Annotated in this window: 14 protein-coding genes; 8 read left to right on the top strand and 6 right to left on the bottom strand. The window is 69.5% G+C overall.

The genetic code is table 11. The features are described 5' to 3' along the window. Positions 1-11: 11 nt before the first annotated feature. Positions 12-1,823, bottom strand: a complete 1,812-nt coding sequence (locus BSE24067_RS15900) for an ABC transporter permease (protein WP_151064425.1) — start codon at positions 1,821-1,823, stop codon at positions 12-14. Positions 1,824-1,842: 19 nt separating this feature from the next. Beyond that, positions 1,843-3,036, bottom strand: coding sequence for an ABC transporter substrate-binding protein (locus BSE24067_RS15895; protein WP_151064426.1), 1,194 nt, complete (start codon positions 3,034-3,036; stop codon positions 1,843-1,845). Between the two features lie 354 nt (positions 3,037-3,390). Here BSE24067_RS15895 and BSE24067_RS15890 point away from each other — a divergent pair, with 354 nt between their 5' ends. Genes BSE24067_RS15890 through BSE24067_RS15875 form a run of 4 tightly spaced genes read left to right on the top strand, consistent with a single transcriptional unit; the run spans position 3,391 to position 6,989 of the window. Further along, complete coding sequence (locus tag BSE24067_RS15890; RefSeq protein ID WP_151064428.1) at positions 3,391-4,404, top strand: LysR family transcriptional regulator; 1,014 nt, start codon at positions 3,391-3,393, stop codon at positions 4,402-4,404. Then, on the top strand, positions 4,401-5,873 hold the full coding sequence (locus BSE24067_RS15885) for an NAD(P)-binding domain-containing protein (RefSeq protein ID WP_151064429.1): 1,473 nt from the start codon (positions 4,401-4,403) through the stop codon (positions 5,871-5,873). The genes BSE24067_RS15890 and BSE24067_RS15885 overlap by 4 nt, the downstream gene beginning before the upstream one ends. After that, the gene (locus BSE24067_RS15880; RefSeq protein ID WP_151064430.1) at positions 5,866-6,396 is read left to right on the top strand and encodes a CMD domain-containing protein; all 531 of its coding nucleotides are present in this window, start codon (positions 5,866-5,868) and stop codon (positions 6,394-6,396) included. The genes BSE24067_RS15885 and BSE24067_RS15880 overlap by 8 nt, the downstream gene beginning before the upstream one ends. Further along, positions 6,393-6,989 carry a peroxidase-related enzyme gene (locus BSE24067_RS15875; RefSeq protein ID WP_151064431.1) on the top strand — a complete coding sequence of 199 codons (597 nt, stop codon included), beginning with the start codon at positions 6,393-6,395 and terminating at the stop codon, positions 6,987-6,989. The genes BSE24067_RS15880 and BSE24067_RS15875 overlap by 4 nt, the downstream gene beginning before the upstream one ends. A 61-nt stretch (positions 6,990-7,050) precedes the next feature. Here BSE24067_RS15875 and BSE24067_RS15870 read toward each other — a convergent pair whose 3' ends face one another. The 3 genes from BSE24067_RS15870 to BSE24067_RS15860 are packed head-to-tail and all read right to left on the bottom strand — an operon-like array spanning position 7,051 to position 12,259. Next, entirely contained in the window at positions 7,051-9,813 is a 2,763-nt protein-coding gene (locus BSE24067_RS15870; RefSeq protein WP_151064432.1) for an Hsp70 family protein, read from the bottom strand. A 5-nt stretch (positions 9,814-9,818) separates the two neighbouring features. Continuing rightward, complete coding sequence (locus tag BSE24067_RS15865; RefSeq protein ID WP_151064433.1) at positions 9,819-11,660, bottom strand: Hsp70 family protein; 1,842 nt, start codon at positions 11,658-11,660, stop codon at positions 9,819-9,821. Continuing rightward, positions 11,657-12,259: a DUF2760 domain-containing protein gene (locus BSE24067_RS15860; protein ID WP_151064434.1), complete on the bottom strand. Its 603-nt coding sequence runs from the start codon at positions 12,257-12,259 to the stop codon at positions 11,657-11,659. Before BSE24067_RS15860 ends, BSE24067_RS15865 begins: the two co-directional genes overlap by 4 nt. Before the next feature lie 444 nt (positions 12,260-12,703). On the opposite strand from BSE24067_RS15860, the gene BSE24067_RS15855 reads away from it, so the two are divergent. From BSE24067_RS15855 to BSE24067_RS15840, 4 genes are all read left to right on the top strand, one after another. Next, positions 12,704-13,648: a LysR family transcriptional regulator gene (locus BSE24067_RS15855; RefSeq protein ID WP_151064435.1), complete on the top strand. Its 945-nt coding sequence runs from the start codon at positions 12,704-12,706 to the stop codon at positions 13,646-13,648. Between the two features lie 93 nt (positions 13,649-13,741). Beyond that, positions 13,742-14,872, top strand: a complete 1,131-nt coding sequence (locus BSE24067_RS15850; protein ID WP_151064436.1) for a DSD1 family PLP-dependent enzyme — start codon at positions 13,742-13,744, stop codon at positions 14,870-14,872. Positions 14,873-15,028: 156 nt separating this feature from the next. After that, positions 15,029-16,000: an ornithine cyclodeaminase family protein gene (locus BSE24067_RS15845; protein WP_151064437.1), complete on the top strand. Its 972-nt coding sequence runs from the start codon at positions 15,029-15,031 to the stop codon at positions 15,998-16,000. 29 nt (positions 16,001-16,029) lie between these two features. Further along, positions 16,030-16,752 carry an HAD family hydrolase gene (locus BSE24067_RS15840; protein ID WP_151064438.1) on the top strand — a complete coding sequence of 241 codons (723 nt, stop codon included), beginning with the start codon at positions 16,030-16,032 and terminating at the stop codon, positions 16,750-16,752. Positions 16,753-16,824: 72 nt separating this feature from the next. Here BSE24067_RS15840 and BSE24067_RS15835 read toward each other — a convergent pair whose 3' ends face one another. Beyond that, positions 16,825-17,442, bottom strand: coding sequence for a glutathione S-transferase family protein (locus tag BSE24067_RS15835; RefSeq protein ID WP_151064439.1), 618 nt, complete (start codon positions 17,440-17,442; stop codon positions 16,825-16,827). Positions 17,443-17,569: the final 127 nt, after the last annotated feature.

Genomic DNA, 17,569 nt, shown 5'->3' with positions numbered 1-17,569 from the left:
CTCATTCCTCCTCACACCGTACCGAGCAGGCCCTGCGGCCGGAACCGGACGAGCAGCAGCAGCACGAGACCGTAGATCAGCATCCGGTAGTCGGCCGCCCAGCGGAACAGCTCCGGCAGCCCGATCAGCGCGATCGCGCCGACGACACCGCCGAGCACGTTGCCGAGGCCGCCGAGGATCACCATCGTCAGCGCGAGGATCGACACCTGCGAATCGAAGGTCTGGTGATTGATGTAGCTGTACAGATGCGCGGCGATGCCGCCGCTCACGCCGGCTGCGACACCGCCGACCGCGAACGCGATCGCCTTGTAGCGGTTCGGCGCGATGCCGTGCGCGCGCGCGGCGACGTCGTCCTCGCGCACCGCGCGAAACGTGCGGCCGAGATGCGAGCGCAACAGCCGCAGCTGCACGAGCGCGAACGCGACGAGCACCGCGAGCGTGAACCAGTACGCGGCGCGTGCGCTCGTCGCCCACGGCAGCGGCACGATGCCTGTGATGCCGAGCGGGCCGCGCGTGAGGCCGTCCCAGTTCAGGATCACGAGGCTCACCACTTCGCCGATCCCGAGCGTCGCGATCGACACATAGTGCCCGCGCAGCCGGAACGCCGGGTACACGAGCAGCGTGCCGAGGACCGCGGTGATGACGCCCGCGCACGGAATCGTCACGGCCGGCGACCAGCCGAGATCCGACGACAGCAGCGCCGACGCATACGCGCCGATCACGAGCAGCGCCGCATGGCCGAGCGAGATCTGCCCGACCGTGCCCGCGACGAGCGTGAGGCTCAGCGCGAGCAACCCGTACAGCCACGCGTTGGTCAGCGTCTGCAGCACGTACGGCGACGCGCCGAGCCACGGCAGCACGGCCGCCAGCACGATCAGCGCCGCGAGCATCGGGCGCGGCACGCGCACGGCCTTCGCGGCCGCGAGGAACGTGCCCGTCATCGGCTCCGGCGGCAGCGCGCGCTTCGCGCTGAACAGGCCGTTCGGCCGCCACACGAGGAACACGATCAGCAGACCGAACGCGAACAGGTCGCGATAGCTCGTGCCGAACAGCGCGACGCCGTAGCTTTCGACGAGCCCCAGCAGCAGGCTGCCCGCGATCGCGCCCGGCACGTTGCCGAGCCCGCCGATCAGCAGCGCGACGACGCCCTTCAGCGTCGCCTGGAAACCCATCGCCGGATCGATGCTGTTGTAGTACATGCCGACCAGCAGCCCGCTCACGCCGCCGAGCGCGCACGCGATCGCGAACACGGTCTGGTTCACGCGATCGACGTCGACGCCCATCTGCAGCGCCGCATCGCGATCCTGCGCGGTCGCGCGTACGGCCCAGCCGAGCCGCGTAAAGCGCAGGAAGCCGTACAGCAGCGCGGCCGCGGCGATGCCGATCCCGGCGATCAGCAGGTCGAGCGAACCGAGCGTCGCGCCGGCGATCCGCAGGTGCCAGTCGGGCAGCGGCGTCGGCACCGCGCGCGGGTCGGCGCCGAATGCGAGCTGCGCGAGCTGATCGAGGATGAAGCTGATGCCGATCGTCGCGAGCAGCGGCGCGATGCGCGCGGCATGGCGCAACGGCCGCAGCCCGATACGTTCGATCGCGATGCCGAGCGCGCCGCACCCGACGACGACCGCCGCGAGCGCGATCGGCAGCGGCAGCCCGAAACGCATCAGGCACAGCCAGCCGATGAACGCACCGACCATGTACACCGAGCCGTGCGCGAAGTTGATCAGGTGCGACACGCCGAAGATCAGCGCGAGCCCGACCGCGAGCAGCGCGTAGATGTTGCCGACGATGAGGCCGTTGAGCGTGTAGTCGAGCCAGGAAGCCATCACGATGCGTCCATGGTTTTCAGCGCGCCGCGAGCTGCGGCTTCGCGCCGTCCCACAGCGCCCACTGCCCCTGCTTCACGACGAGATACACGGTGCGCGCGCCGGCGACGCGGCGCGTCTGCGGATCGAAGCGCACCTTGCCGAAGATCACGCTCGGCACGTCGGTCACTTTCGCGAAACCGTCGTGCGCGGCTTGCCGCGTGGTGCCGTAGCGGCGCAGCACCTCGGCCGACAGGATCAGCGCGTCGTACGCACGTGCGACGAACGAATCGGGATCGGCATGGAATTTCGCGCGATAGCGCTGCACGAATGCCTGCACTTCGGGACGCGGTTCGGCCGGGAAGAAGTTCGATTCCGTATAGACGCCGTCCACGGCCGTGCCGCCCAGTTCGAGGAACTTCGGCGAATACACGGAGCCGACCGCCGCGATCGGCAGCGTGAGCCCCGACGTGCGTGCCTGCCGCACGATCTGCGCGCCGTCCGCGTAGTACGAGATCAGCACGATCGAATCGGGCTTCGCTTCACCGATCCGCACGAGCGTCGAACGGAAGTCCTTCTCCGTCGGCTGATAGCCTTCGGCCGCGACGACCTGCGCGCCGAGCCCCGTCACCGCCTTCGCGAAAATGTCCTTGCTGGTGCGGCCCCAGTCGGTGTTCAGGTACAGCACCGCGATCCGCTTGAAGCCGAGCTCCTTCACCGCATAGCGCGCCAGCAGCGGCTGCTCCTCGGCCTGGCTGAGCGCGGTGCTCCACAGATAATCGCCGCCCTTCGTGAAATCCGGGTGCGAGTTCGTGAAGCCGAACTGAACCAGTTGCCCGCGCTGGTAGATCGGCGACGCGGCCATCGACGTCGCGCTGGAGAAGTCGCCGAGCTCGATCGCGATACGCGGGTCGGCCACGAACTTCTGCGCGATCGCCACCGCCTGGCGCGGATCGCTGCGGCTGTCCTGGAAGTCGATCGCGAGCGGGCGGCCATGAATGCCGCCGCTGCCGTTGATCTCGTCGAGCGCGAGATCGAAGCCGCGCTTCCATTGCTCGCCGTATTGCGCGTCCTGCCCGGTGAGCGGCCCGCTCACGCCGATCACCACCGGTTCGCCCGATACGCCCGCCGCGAGCGCGCCGCCCGTCGACAAACCCCATGCGGCGGCCAGCGCCGCGACCGTGCCCGCCATGCGCCGCCATGCACCGCGCGCGCCGTTCCCTGAAACCTTCATGCGTCCCCCGACATCCATGGATCGAAAAGAGTGAGGGCATGTAACCATCCGGCTCCGGGCGTTCCAACGAAGTTTTGCGCATATCGATATCGCGCGCGGCGCGAAGCGCAACGCGCTTGCTTCGGTGTCCCGCATATCACACCGTGCGCGACGCTCGGACATACGCCGCAGCGTATTGATTCGATTGGTGTTTGGCGCGCGCCGCCGCGTGTGGCCGATGCACGCATGCGCCTCTCCGTGTCGTTTCCCGCGCATGCGCTTCGCACTTTTCGCGCTGTCGATAGCAAAAATCATTATATGAATCACGCATGATCCGGCTCCTACAATGCGCAAATCGCATCATCGGAACGCGTCATGGAGTTGCATCAACTCGAAGCCTTTTCCGCGGTCATGTCGGCCGGCAGCGTGACAGGCGCGGGCGAGCTGCTCGGCCGCTCGCAGCCGGCCGTCACGCGGCAGATCCAGGAACTCGAAGCCGATCTCGGGTACGCGCTGTTCGACCGGCACGGCCCGCGCGTCACGCCGACCCGCCGTGCATTCCTGCTCTACGAGGAAGTCGAGCGCTCGCTCGTCGGCCTGCGCGCGATCGAAGCGCGGGCGCGCGCACTCGGCGCGGAAGCGGCCGAACCCGTACGCATCGCGGCGACGCCGTCGCTCGCGGCCACGCTGGTGCCGGCCGCGCTCGCCGCGCTCTCCGACGATGCACATGCGCCGCACTACCAGCTGCGCAGCGAATCGGCCGAACACGTCGTGCACGAAGTGCTCGCCGGCACGGCCGACATCGGGGTCGTCACGCTGCCGATCGCGCATGCGGGGCTCGACGTGCGCTGGATCGCGCAAACGCCGTGCGTCGCGGTGCTGCCCGCCGACGATCCGCTCGCATCGAAGCCGCGCATCGCACTGCGCGATCTCGCACGGCGCCGCATCGTGACCGTCGCGAACCGGCATCGGCTGCGCCAGCGGATCGATGCAGCGTTCGCCGCCGCACGCGTCGATGCGCGCGTGTTCGTCGAAACCAATGCGTCGCTGAATGCGGTGATGGCCGCGCGCGCGGGCATCGGGATCGGCATCGTCGATCCGGCGACCGGCGTCGCGTTGCCGGTGGACGGCGTCGTCGCGCGGCCGCTCGACGTCGACATTCCGTTCGCGTTCGGTGTCGCGACGCCGGCGGGGAAGACGCGCACGGCCGCTGTCGATGCGCTGCTCGACGCACTGCACCGGACGACGCGCACGCTGCTCGACGATGTCGTCTTTCACGACGCATCGGTACACGACGCGTTGTTGCGAGGCGACCGGTTGCGCAGCGATCGCCCGTCGCGCGCGGCTCGCCCGACACGCACGGCTCGTACGCGCCAGGAGACCGCATGACGACGCCGGCCTCGCTGGAAGCACTCGAAGCACGGCTCGCGCAGGACCTGCGCTGGCTCGACCTGCCCGCGCCGTCGTGGGTGCCGCCGCGCGACGTCGACGGCACGCGCGTGCTCGACGTCGCGATCGTCGGCGGCGGGATGGCGGGGCTCGCGGCATCCGCCGAGCTCCGCCTGCTCGGCATCGACAACCAGTGCGTGATCGACCGCGCGCCGGCCGGCTACGAAGGCCCGTGGGTCACGTTCGCGCGGATGGAGACGCTGCGTTCGCCGAAGCAGCTCACCGGCCCCGCGCTCGGCCTGCCCGCGCTGACGTTTCGCGCGTGGTTCGAAGCGCAACATGGCTGCGACGCGTGGGACGCGCTGTACAAGATTCCCCGCGCGCAATGGATGGATTACCTGCGCTGGTATCGCCGCGTGCTCGGCCTGCACGTGCGCAACGACACCGCGCTCGTCGCGCTGCGCCCGCGCGACGATGGCCTGCTCGCACTCGACGTCCAGGCGAATGGCGAAACGCAGACCCTGCTCGCGCGGCACGTCGTGCTCGCCACCGGCCGCGACGGCCTCGGCGGCCCGTACGTGCCGCCCGTCGCGCAACGCGCGCCGCGCACGCGCTGGGCCCATTCGTCCGAGCCGATCGATTTCGCGGCGCTCGCCGGCAAGCGCGTCGGCGTGGTCGGCGCTGGCGCATCGGCATTCGATAATGCCGGCACCGCGCTCGAAGCGGGCGCCGCACGCGTCGACCTGTTCTTCCGTCGCGCGGACATTCCGCGCATCAACAAGCTCACGGGCATCGGCAGCCCGGGCCTCGTGCACGGCTACGCCGGTCTCGACGATGCGACGAAGTGGCGCTTCATGCACTACGCGCTGACGTCGCAGACGCCGCCGCCGCGCGACAGCGTGCTGCGCGTGTCTCGGCACGCGCATGCGCATTTCCACGCAGCCAGCCCGGTCGAAACGCTCGCCGATCACGCGGACGGCCTCGACGTCATCACGCCGCGCGGCCGCTACACGGTCGACTTCCTGATCTTCGCGACGGGCTTTCATTCGGACTGGACGACCCGCGCGGAATTCGCGTCGTTCGGGCCGCACGTGCGGCGCTGGAAGGACCGCTATCGGCCGGAACCGCACACCGCGCTCGACGAACTTGCCGAGTCGCCCGATCTCGGCCCCGCGTTCGCGTTCCAGGAGCGCGAACCCGGCGCGTGCCCGGCGATCACGCGCATCCACTGCTTCAACCACGCGGCGAGCCTCAGCCACGGCAAGCTGTCGGGCGACATCCCCGCGATCAGCGCGGGCGCCGAACGGCTCGCGCGCGGCATCGCGAGCCGGCTGTTCGACGCCGATCGCGATCGCCACTACGACGCGCTCGTCGCATTCTCGAATGCGGAGCTGCAAGGCGACGAATGGCGCGACGCCGACGCGATCGGCGACTCTCTCACGACGACTGGAATCCATCACGATGACTGAACCCATTCCGACGGCCGCCGCGCCGGACACGATCGACACCGCGGCCGGCCTGCGCGGCGGCGACAAGGTTGCCGCGCTGCGCCGCGCACGCGACAAGGTGCGCGTGCATACACAGCTCAGCGAAGCCGCGCTGTTCGATCCCGCGCTGTCCGATCTTTCGCTGGTCGAACGCCTGCATGCGGCCCGGTATGTCGCGCTGCGGTCGAATGCGCACGCGCTGGCCGAGATCTACCGCACGCGGCTGATCGATGCGGGCGGCACGCCGGACGACATCGCTCACGCGGACGCCGACGCATTCGACGCGCTGCCTCGCCGCCTCGGCGCGCTGCTCGCGCATACGCGGCGCCTGACGCTCGCGCCCGTCGACGCACGCAAGACCGATCTCGATGCGCTGAAGTCGGCCGGATTGACCACACCCGCGATCGTCGCGCTGTCGCAGCTCGTTGCGTTCGTCGCGTATCAGCTGCGTGTCGCGTTTGCCGCACGCGCGTTGCAGGCGCGCGCCGCGACGGAGGCCGCATGACCGCGACGACCACCCACGGCTTCACGTCCGACACGCTCGGCTGGCGCGCATGGCTCGATACCGTGCCGCTCGATGCCGCCACGGCCGATCAGCGCGCGGTGCTCGAAGCGAGCCATCCTCAGGCGAAGACATCCGACTATTACCTGTTGCTCGTCCATCTGCCCGAGATCCTTCGGCAGCGCTCGGGCGTGTTCAACGCGATCATGTACGGCCCGGGCGGACTGTCGCGCGCGGAACGCGAGCTCGCGAGCACGGCCGTATCGCGCGTGAATGGCTGCGTGTATTGCGCGTCGGTGCATGCGCAGCGCTTCGTGCAGCTCGCGAAACTTGCCGATGCAATCGAACAGGTGTTCGACGATCCGTCGACGGCCGGCACGACGGCGCGCGAACGCGCGATCATTCGCTATGCGATCGCGCTGACCGAGCGGCCCGATACGATCGACGAAAGCGACATCGCCGCGCTCGAAGCCGAAGGGCTCACGCATGAGGAAATTCTCGACCTGTCGCATGCGATCGCGATCTTCGCATGGGCGAACCGGTTGATGCTGACGCTCGGCGAGCCAGTGTTTCCCGCGCCGGCAGCCGGCAATTGACGCGCTGAAACGTCGACACACCGTGCAGGCCGGACCCGGGATCGACGCATTCCGCCCTTGATCACCCCGCCAGCAACTTCAACCCCGCCGGCAGCGTTTCGCCGAACACGCGCGCCGTGTCGGCTTCGTCGAACGCGATCGCTTCACGCACCATGTCGATCCACGCCGCCGACGCATTCGCAGCCGACAGGCGCCTGATCACTGCTTCACGCGTGTCGTCCGGCAAATCGCGTTCGCGATCGCCGGTCATTCGCGCGATTTGCGCGACCGCGAAGGCTGCCGGTTCGACCTGCTTCCAGTCCAGCGCGAACAGCGCGTCGAGCCAGCGGTTCGCGATCTCGGGCGGCACGACGCTGTGCGCGCTGCCATAGAACGGCCGCCGCGCCCCGATCCGCCCGAGCGCCCACGCGCACAGCGTGCGCTCGGCCGGCTTCTGCAACTGCGCGATCAGCCGATCGGCAAGCTCCACCTTGCGCTCGACGGGCAGCCGTTCGAGCGACGCGGACAAACGCGTCATGTCGGCCGGGCCGACCTTGGCCGGATCGAACGGCAGCTTGCGGCGCTTGTCGTCGGACGGTTCGAGGAACGCGATCGCGTCGCGCACCTGCGCCTGCGCATCGTCGTCGAGGCCGCCGGCCACGCGCCGCCACAGCGTCCACCACTCGGACCACACCTGCGCGTCGTTCACGTACTGGATGCCGTCGTCGAACAGCGGCCACAGCTGTTCGATCCGCCATGCATCCAGCGGATGACCGAAGCCTGGCCGCAGGCAGTAGCCGGCAAGATTCAGCCACGCACGTTCGTGATCGGCCGAGCGCCGCCGGCGACGCGCGCGTGCGAGCAACGCGTCGAACAATTCACGCGCGAGCGCGACGTCCCACTCGTCGCGCGGGCCGAGCACCTGCTCGAGTTGCGCGCGCAACCGTCGCGTATCCTTCGGCGCGACGTTCGCCGACTTGCTGCCGAACGAGCGATCGATGAGCTCGATCGCTTGGTCGACACGCGGATGGCGCGCGAGCGCGGTATCGTCGGCGTGCGCGGCCGCATCGCCGCGCAGCTGGAACTCGAGCCGCCAGCGCCGTGACGGGTCGTCGGTCGCGATGCAGTGCATTTCGAGCGTGCCGACCTCGGTCAGCGACGCGGTCAGTTTCACCGGCGTTTCGTGCGCAGCGCCGCCGGCTTGCCGGTCGACGACCGTCGCGATCGGCGGCAGCCGGACGAAGTCGCCGCCGTCCAGCTCGACGAGATCGCCGGGCCGGTACGCGGTGTCGGCCACCGTCGATACGAGATGGAAGCGCACCGGCTGCGCGAGCTGCAGCGCGAACGTGCGCTCTTCCAGCCGGATCTCGCGCCCCTCTTCCGACCCGCGCGGCAGCAGGCACACGCCACGCGGCGCCGAACCGGCAGCGCCATCGTCGAGCACGAGGAAATAGCTGCGCGCGGAGCCGCCGCCGATGCGCGGCGCATGCCCGGCGCGCGCGAGCCCGTACGCCACCGCGCCGCGCGCGACGGCCACGTCCGGATGCGCGTTGTGCAGTACGTCGAGCGGCGCGCCGCGCCACGCGCCGAGCGTCTGCGCGAGACGGCCGGCGAGCGCGCCCGCGCGGAACACGCCGCCGTTGAGCAGCAGCGTGTCGGGCAGCGGGCCTTCCGCATGACGCTTCAGGAACGCGGCAACGTGCCGCGTGACGGCCGCGTCGCTCGCATACGGCAACCCGAATTCGACGATCGCGGCGCGCGCACGGCGCGGCAGCTCGCCGGCATCGACCTGCGGAAAGAACCCGTCGACGACGATCCGTTCGACTTCGTCGCGCGTCAGCTCGGCCGAGCGCGCGCCGCCGACGAGCTTGCTGCCCGCGCCGAGCAGCGTCACGGTGACGGACGCGGGCGCGTCGTCGCCAAGCAGCCGCTCCTTCGCCGTGCGGCAGCGTTCGACGAGCTGCGACAGGCTCGCGGCCGACAGCCGCGTGCCGGGCTCGGTGAGCCGGCTCTCGACCAGACGCGCGAGCGCCAGGTCCATGTTGTCGCCGCCGAGCATCAGGTGATCGCCGACGCCGACGCGCGTGAAGGCCGGCTCACCGTCGTCTCCGGGTGCGACGTCGACCAGCGTGAGATCGGTCGTGCCGCCGCCGACGTCGCAGATCAGCACGCGGCGCGGCGCGGCGAACGTGTCGCGCAACGTCGCGCGCTGGCCGTACAGCCAGTCGTAGAACGCGGCCTGCGGCTCTTCCAGCAAGCGCAGCGCCGGCAGTTTCGCGCGCCTGGCGGCTTCGACCGTCAACGCGCGCGCGCCGTCGTCGAACGACGCGGGCACAGTCAGGATCACGTCCTGCTTCGCGAGCGGCGCATCGGGAAACCGCGCGTCCCACGCGGCACGCACGTGCGCGAGATAGCTCGCGCTCGTATCGACCGGTGACACCTTGTCGACGCCGTCGGCCGCCCCCCACGGCAGGATCGCCGCGAGCCGGTCGACCGACGCGTGCGACAGCCAGCTCTTCGCGCTGGTCACGAGCCGCCCCGGCACTTGCGCGCCGAGCGCGCGCGCATAGCGGCCGATCACGGCCGGCGGTGCGGCGAACGCGTCCGCATTTGCGTTCGCATCGGCCGTCGAGCCGGACGCCCATGGCAGGCGCAACGCATCCGGCGGCAGTTCACCCGCCGCCGGGTGATAGCGCACCGACGGCAGCAGCGGCTGCGCGGCCACCGCACCGGGGCCGACCAGCTGGTCGACGTCAAACACGCGGATCGTGTCGGACCCGGCCTCGACGTATGCGACGACCGTGTTGCTCGTGCCGAGGTCGATGCCGACCGTATAGCGTTTCATCGCGCTCAGGCGGCGCCGCGCACGTCGAACTCGACCTTCCAGCGCTCGTCCGTGCCGCTCGGGATCGCCTCGAGTTCGAGCGTGCCGGCTTCGGTCACGCGCGCATGCAGCTTCACCGGCACGACTTCGCCGACCGTGCGCCCTTCGGCGGGCAGCGTTGCCTGGATTTCCTCGAGCTCCTGCAACTCGTCCGGCGACCAGTAGTCGAGCAGCGTGCCGACCTGATCCTGGCGCCGCACCGACGATCCGAAGAAGCGGAACTGCACCGGTTCGCCGACGACGAGGCCGAACTCCTGCGGCGGCAGCGCCGCGTCGGTGCCCTCCTCCATCCCGAACGGCGCGACGCACAGCGCCTGCACCGGCGGTTCGAGCCCCGGCACCGCGGGCATCGCCGATTCGATCGCGACGTAGTATGCACGCGCCGTGCCGCCGCGAATGCGCACGCCGCGGCCGCGCTTCACGTAGCCGTAATACGCCGCGCCGCGCGCAACCGCCAGATCGAGGTCCGCGCCTTCGAGCAGGCGCGCGGCCGGCGCGCCTTCGGCGGCGAGCCAGCTGTTGAGCGTATCGAGCACGCGCTGCGTGAGCAGCGTCGACTTGAACACGCCGCCGTTGAACAGCACCGCGGTCGGATGCAGGAACGTCGCGCCGTGCGGCAGCGTACGCTGCACGCCTTCGAGCGTGTCGAGCGCCGCGACCTGGCGGCCGAGAAACGCCGCGAGATGGCGCGTGATGCCCGCGTCCTGCGCATACGGCAGGCCGAGCTGCGTCAGGCCGACGCGCGCGCGGCTCACCGGACGCGCGGCCGCATCGACCTGCGGGAAGAAGCCTTCCAGAATGGTCTGCGTGAGCTCGGCGCGCGTCAGTTCGGTGCGGATCGAGCCGCCGATCAGCTTCGAGCCGCGGCTCGGCACGACGAGCGGCACCGCGTCGGTCGCCGGATCGGACAGCAGCGTTTCCTTCGCGGAACGGCACGCGTAGGTCAGTGCGCGCAGTTGCCACGGATCGGCCTGCGTGCCCTGTTGCGCGAGCTTGCGCGCGACGACGTGCGCGAGCGCGAGATCCATGTTGTCGCCGCCGAGCAGGATGTGCTCGCCGACCGCCACGCGATGCAGCTCCAGATTGCCGTCGCGTTCGACCACCGCGATCAGCGACAGGTCGGTCGTGCCGCCGCCGACGTCCACGCACAGGATCAGGTCGCCGACCTGCACCTGCTTGCGCCAGCCGCCTTCGCTCTTCTGGATCCAGCTGTAGAGCGCCGCCTGCGGCTCTTCGAGCAGCGTCATCCGCGAGTAGCCGGCGGCACGCGCGGCTTCCGCGGTCAGTTCGCGCGCGGCCGGATCGAACGACGCGGGGATCGTGACCGTCACGTCCTGGTCGGCGAACGGCGCGTCCGGATGCGCGTGGTCCCATGCTTCGCGCAGGTGCGTCAGGTAGCGAATCGAGCTTTCCAGCGGCGACACGCGCGCCACTTCGGGCGGCGCATCGCTCGGCAGGATCGCCGCGCGGCGGTCGACGCCCGGATGGCACAGCCAGCTCTTCGCGCTCGACACGAGGCGGATCGGCGTGCCGGCGCCGCGCGTGCGCGCCATCTCGCCGACCACGAAGCCGCGCGAGTCCGTCCACGGCAGCGTCAAATCGCCCTGCGTCAGCTCGCTTTCATGCGGAAGATAGAGGAACGACGGCAGCAGGTCGCGCGACTCCAGCGCGCCGGGCGCGGTCAGCTGCGGGATCGGCAGCACCTGCTGCGCGATTTTTTCGCCGTCGCTGGCGGCGCTGTCGACGTACGACAGCGCGGAGTGGGTCGTCCCGAGATCGATACCGATCGAATAGCGCGGATCGCTCACAGTTCCACCTCCGCCGGTGCGATCACCGAGGCATCGTGGCTGCCCGTCAGCTTCGGCAGGCGCACGTCGGTCACGCGCCAGCCGCGGTGGCTGACCGTGCCCGTGAACGGCGCGGAACCGACCACGTTGCCGGTCACGCGCACGGCCGTCGCGTCGAAGCCGGCGGGCAGCGTCACGCGGCTGCCTTCCGCTTCATCGCGCACCGGCACGATCGTGAAGTGCTCGCGTAGCGCGGCGCGGCAGCCGTCGTGCACGAGACGGGCGGCGGCGCCGATGTCGGCATCCGCGTAGCCGGCGATGTCTTCCTCGACGAAATCGATGAAGCGCGCGTCGCGCTGCAGCAGGCCGAGCAGTTGCAGCGCGGCTTGCGGGCTCGCTTCGCGCAGCTCCGGAGCCGGCGCCTTCACGGGCGCGGGAGCGGGTGCCGCGGCCGGGGCGGGAGCCGGTGCGACCGGGGCGGGGGCAATCGGCGCGGGTGCCGCGACGCCATCGCGCAAGCGCAGCACGTCGGCCGCGAACTCGCGATTGCCGAGTACGGAGAAGAACGTGCCGACGGCCAGCGACAGCCGGCCGAAGAAGGACAGGTTGGATTCGGGCATGGGGTCTGGACTCCTGTGGGCTCGCGACACGGCGAGCAACTTGCCTGGCGCCCGGCGGCGGCGTGCGGTCGCGCACTGCCCGGCCCGGCGCATGATTCGGACGCACCCTCGCGGGTACGGAAAACCCGTATTTTGCCCTGTGGCGGGCGAACCCGGGAGAAGTCGGGGGACAGAACACGGCGGTGTGCATGCTTTTGCGCCGCGCCGAACGCCGTCCGGATGACGTCGGATTGCCGGCTATTGGGCTACCCGGGGATGTTGCGGCGCATCAGCGCGACTTGCTGCGGCGCGCGGCCTTTGCGTCGAACTCGCGCGACAGCCGCGGTGCTCGCGGCACGGGAAGCCCGCATGCTGCATCGATACGCGTCCATGCGCATCGATGGATTCGACGCCCGATGTGATGTTTAATTAACGCCCGGCCACGCCAGCATTAACCGACAAGAAATGCTCGACCTCGACGATCTTCGGCTCGTGCGCGCAATCGGCGCGTCGCGCTCCCTGGCCGCTGCCGCCCGCCTGCTCGACCTCACGCCGCCCGCGGTCACGGTCCGCCTGCAGCGGATGGAGTCCCGGCTCGACGTGAGGCTCGCCGTGCGACAGCCCAAAGGCATCGAGCTGACCGACGAAGGGCAGCGGCTCTATCAGGAGGCCGTCGAGATTCTCGAGCGCGTCGACGCGCTGCCGGGCAACGTAACAGGCGATCACGGCGGCGTGCGCGGCACGCTGCGCGTCGTCGCACCGTTCGGTTTCGGACGCAAGTACGTCGCGCGGATCGTGCGCGACGTGCAGCGAGCGAATCCGAAGCTCGACATCTCGCTGCATCTGTCGGAGAGCCCGCTCGCCAGCGGTTCCGGCGCGGACGTGGTGATCCACGTCGGCAGCCTGAAATCGTCGTCGTGGATCGGCTATCCGCTCGCGCCGAACGAGCGCTTCTTGTGCGCGAGCCCCGGTTACGCGCGCCGCATCCACGCACTGAACCATCCTTCCGACCTCGCTCGCTACGACTGCCTGTGCCTGCGCGAGAACGACGAGGACATTCCGCGCTGGCGCTTCACGCAAAGGGTCGATGGCAAGCGCGAAGCCGGGCGATCGGCGGTGATTCGAGTAACGGGCGCGCTGTCGTCGAACGACGGCACCGTCATCACCGACTGGGCGCTGGCGGGGCTCGGCATCGTGGAGCGATCCGAATGGGACGTCGCGCCGCTGCTCGCGAGCGGCAAGCTCGTCCGGCTGCTGCCCGACTGGCATCTGCCGCCGGCGCCCGTGACCGCGCTGCTGCCGTCGCGCACCGGCCGCTCCGCGCGGCAACGGGCGTTCCTCGAAGCCGCGAAGCAATTTCTCGATCCGCCGCCGTGGCGCAACAACGCGCGCGCCGCATCCCGCGATTAAACGCCGGTTAATGCCGGATTTGGCACACGTTAAACCCGCAACGCACCCAACGCCCTACAGTGCTCGCATCGGCCACTCTCGAGACAACGCATCATGGGCGTTCCATCCATCGACACTCCCGCCGCATTGATCGACGCCGATCGCATGCGCGACAACATCGCACGCATGCAGGCGCATCTCGACGCGCTCGGCGTGCGCTTCCGGCCGCACGTGAAGACGACGAAGTGCCGGCACGTCGTCGACGCGCAGATCGCGGCCGGCGCGCAAGGCATCACCGTGTCGACGCTGAAGGAAGCCGAGCAGTTCTTCGCGGGCGGCGTGCGCGACATCGTCTACGCGGTCGGGATGATTCCCGCGAAGCTCGGCCACGCGCTCGCGCTGCGCCGGCAGGGTTGCGACCTGAAGATCGTCACCGACAGCGTACCGGCCGCCGATGCGATCGCCGCATTCGGACGCGAGCACGGCGAACGTTTCGAAGTCTGGATCGAAGTCGACGTCGACGGCCACCGCTCGGGCATACCGCCCGACGACGATCGGCTGATCGACGTCGGCCGCGCGCTCGTAGGCGGCGGCATGACGCTCGGCGGCGTACTCGCGCACGCAGGCTCCAGCTACGAATACGACACCCGCGACGCGCTCGTCGCGATCGCCGAACAGGAGCGCAGCCGAGCCGTGCGCGCCGCGCAGCGCCTCCGGACTGCCGGCTTGCCGTGCCCGGTGGTCAGCATCGGATCGACGCCGACCGCGCTGTCCGCCGAGCATCTCGACGGTGTGACCGAAGTCCGCGCGGGCGTGTACGTGCTGTTCGATCTCGTGATGCACAACGTCGGCGTGTGCGCGCTGTCCGACATCGCGCTGTCGGTGCTGACGACCGTGATCGGGCATCAGGAGGACAAAGGCTGGGCGATCGTCGACGCGGGCTGGATGGCGATGAGCCGCGATCGCGGCACGCAGCGGCAGGCACGGGATTTCGGCTACGGGCAAGCCTGCACCGAGGATGGCGAAGTGCTCGGCGAATACGTGATGAGCGCGGCGAATCAGGAACACGGGATCGTGTCGCGCGTCGGTACAGCCGATACGGACATCGCGAAGCGGTTTCCGATCGGCACCCGGTTGCGGATCCTGCCGAACCACGCGTGCGCGACCGGCGCGCAGCACCCGGAATACCACGCGCTGAGCGGCGACGGCGCCGTGCAGACGTGGCCGCGCTTCTACGGTTGGTAATTCCCGTGCACGCTGACCGCTGCTGTGGCGCGATCCGTCGGTTCAGCAAGATGAAATCGGCCGGTGCATCGACACGCGCCCCGCATTGACCATTTGTCCGCAAATAGACAAACTTTAAAATCCGCGCGTCGCATCGCACACGACAGGCTCCTTACCATGCCGACAGACGCCCAGCTCCTTCTTCTCGACCGGGATGCGGTCGAACCGGCGCTTCAAGCCGAGCACGTGATGGCGGCGGTGCGCGAAGCGTTCGTGCTGCACAGCCGGCGCGCCGGGCGCGTGTTTCCGGTCGTGCGCGAGAAACTGCATACCGGCGGCGTGTTCGGCATCAAGTCGGGCGACGTCGCGAGCCAGGACCTGCTCGGTTTCAAGGCGGCCGGATTCTGGCTCGGCAATCGGAGCCGCGGCGGCGAGCCGCATCAGGCCACGATCGCGCTGTTCGATCCGGCCACGGGCCGCCCGCTCTGCATCATGGACGGCAATGCGATCACCACCGCGCGCACCGGCGCGGCGGGCGGCCTCGGGCTGCAAGCGCTCGCGCGGCGCGACAGCGCGCGCATCTGCGTGTTCGGCACCGGCGTGCAGGCGCGCGTCCAGCTCGACCATGCGATCCGGCTGCTGCCGCAGCGGTGCACGGTGCAGTACGTGAACGTCAGCGGCGAGCCGGATCCGCGGTTCGAAGCGGCATTCCGCGAACGCTGCGACATTCGCATCGCGCGAAGCGCGAACGATGCGGTGGCCGGCAGCGACGTCGTGATCACGGCAACGCCGGGCGGCGGCGCGTTGTTCGACGCGGACGCTGTCCAGCCGGGCACGCATCTGACCTGCGTCGGCGCGGATTCCGCGGGCAAGCGCGAATTGCCCGACGGCATCCTCGCGCGGGCACGCATTTTCGTCGACGATCACGAGCAGGCGCGCAGCATCGGCGAGTGCCAATGGGCGCCGGATCTGCCGCGCACCGAAATCGGCGACGTGCTCGCCGGCACCGTGCTGGTCGATCGTTCGCCGAACGACATCACCGTGTTCGACATGACGGGGCTCGCGCTGCAGGACCTGACCGTCGCGCGCTTCCTGTATCGGCAGGCTCTCGACAACGGCGCCGGGCGTTCGATCCCGTGGGCGTGGTGAACGACGACTGCGTGGTATCTTCCACCGCCATGCGTGTTACCCAAATTTCCGCCATCTCGTTCGACCTCGACGACACACTATGGCCCTTCGGCCCGTCCGTCGCACGTGCGGAGGCATCGCTGCATGCGTGGCTGATCGCGCACGCGCCGAATATCGGCAGCGTGCTGCCGAACCCGCACGCGTTGAGTGAACTGCGCGACGAATACGAGCGTGCGCGGCCCGATCTCGCCGGCGACTATCGCGCGCTGCGCATCGGATCGATCCGGCTCGCGCTCGAACGTGCGAACGAAGACGTCGCGCTGACCGACCGCGCATACGAGGCGTTCTATGCCGCGCGGAACCAGGTCGAGTTCTTCGACGATGCGTTGCCGGCGCTCGCGTGGTTGAGCGCGCGGTTTCCGCTGATCGCGGTGACGAACGGCAATGCGGATCTTCGCCTGACCGGCGGCGGCGAGTTCTTCCGCGAAACGCTCAGCGCGCGTGCGTTCGGATTCGCGAAACCCGAGCCGGAGATCTTTCATGCGGCTGCCGAAAAACTCGGCGTGCGTGCGGCGGAATTGCTGCACGCCGGCGACGATTTTCATCTCGATGTCGTCGGTGCGTTGAACGCGGGGCTGCAGGCCGCGTGGGTCGTGCGCGACGAAATGACGGAAACGAAACACGCTGCGCATCGTGCCCCGTCTCCGCATCTGACCGTTCGCGACTTGTCGGCGCTGTGTCGCGCGCTGGGCGGCCCTGTCGACGCGTCGTAACCTCAGCCGGCAACCCATCGCGACACCGCTCAGCCGATCCCGATCACGCCCGGCGGCGCGATCGACAGCGATTCATGCCGCGTTGCGCGCGTCCGCGATCCGTTGCGGCGCCTTCGGCCGCGCGTAAAGCCGCGCCAGATACGCCTGCAACTGCGGGAACGCATCGATCAGCCGACACTCGCTCGCCCAGTCGATCAGATACGCGGTCACGCAATCGGCGACAGTCAGCGTGTCGCCAACGATGAATTCCCGCCCTTCCAGATGCCGGTCGAGAATCGCGGCCATCGCCTTGAAATCCTCGCGCGCGAGCTCGATATCGGCCGGCAGCCGCTTCTCCGGCGGATACAGGAACGTATGCCGCGTAATGCGCCACAGCGGCTGCTCGAGTTCCGTCACCGCGAACATCACCCAGCGGTAAGCGTGCGCACGCAGCACCGGATCGGTGGGCAGCAGCGCCTTCTCCGGATACTTGTCCGCGAGGTACAGCACGATCGCGGCCGACTCAGGAATCACGAGATCGCCGTCCACCAGCACGGGCACCTTGCCGGCCGGATTGAGTTGCAGGAATTCGGGCCGTTTGTGCTCGCCCGCCAGCAGGTTGACGGACACGAACTCGAAATCCGCATCCAGTTCCTTCAGTCCCCAGAGCGCGCGTTGCGTGCGCGTGCCGGCGAATCCGTACAGCTTCATCGCAATGTCTCCGTCAAGATATCGGGAAAAATCGCCGCGCGCAGACGGCGGCCAATTGGCGTGTTCAGCCGGCCCAATCGCCGCGGCCGCCTCGACGGTCTCCGCCACCTCAACCGCTTCGGCCGCA

Origin of the sequence: Burkholderia latens (assembly GCF_902499045.1) — a bacterium.
GTDB classification, from domain to species: Bacteria; Pseudomonadota; Gammaproteobacteria; order Burkholderiales; family Burkholderiaceae; genus Burkholderia; species Burkholderia latens.
Note: the sequence above shows the minus strand (reverse complement) of the source record. Positions and strands in the feature narration are given on the sequence as shown.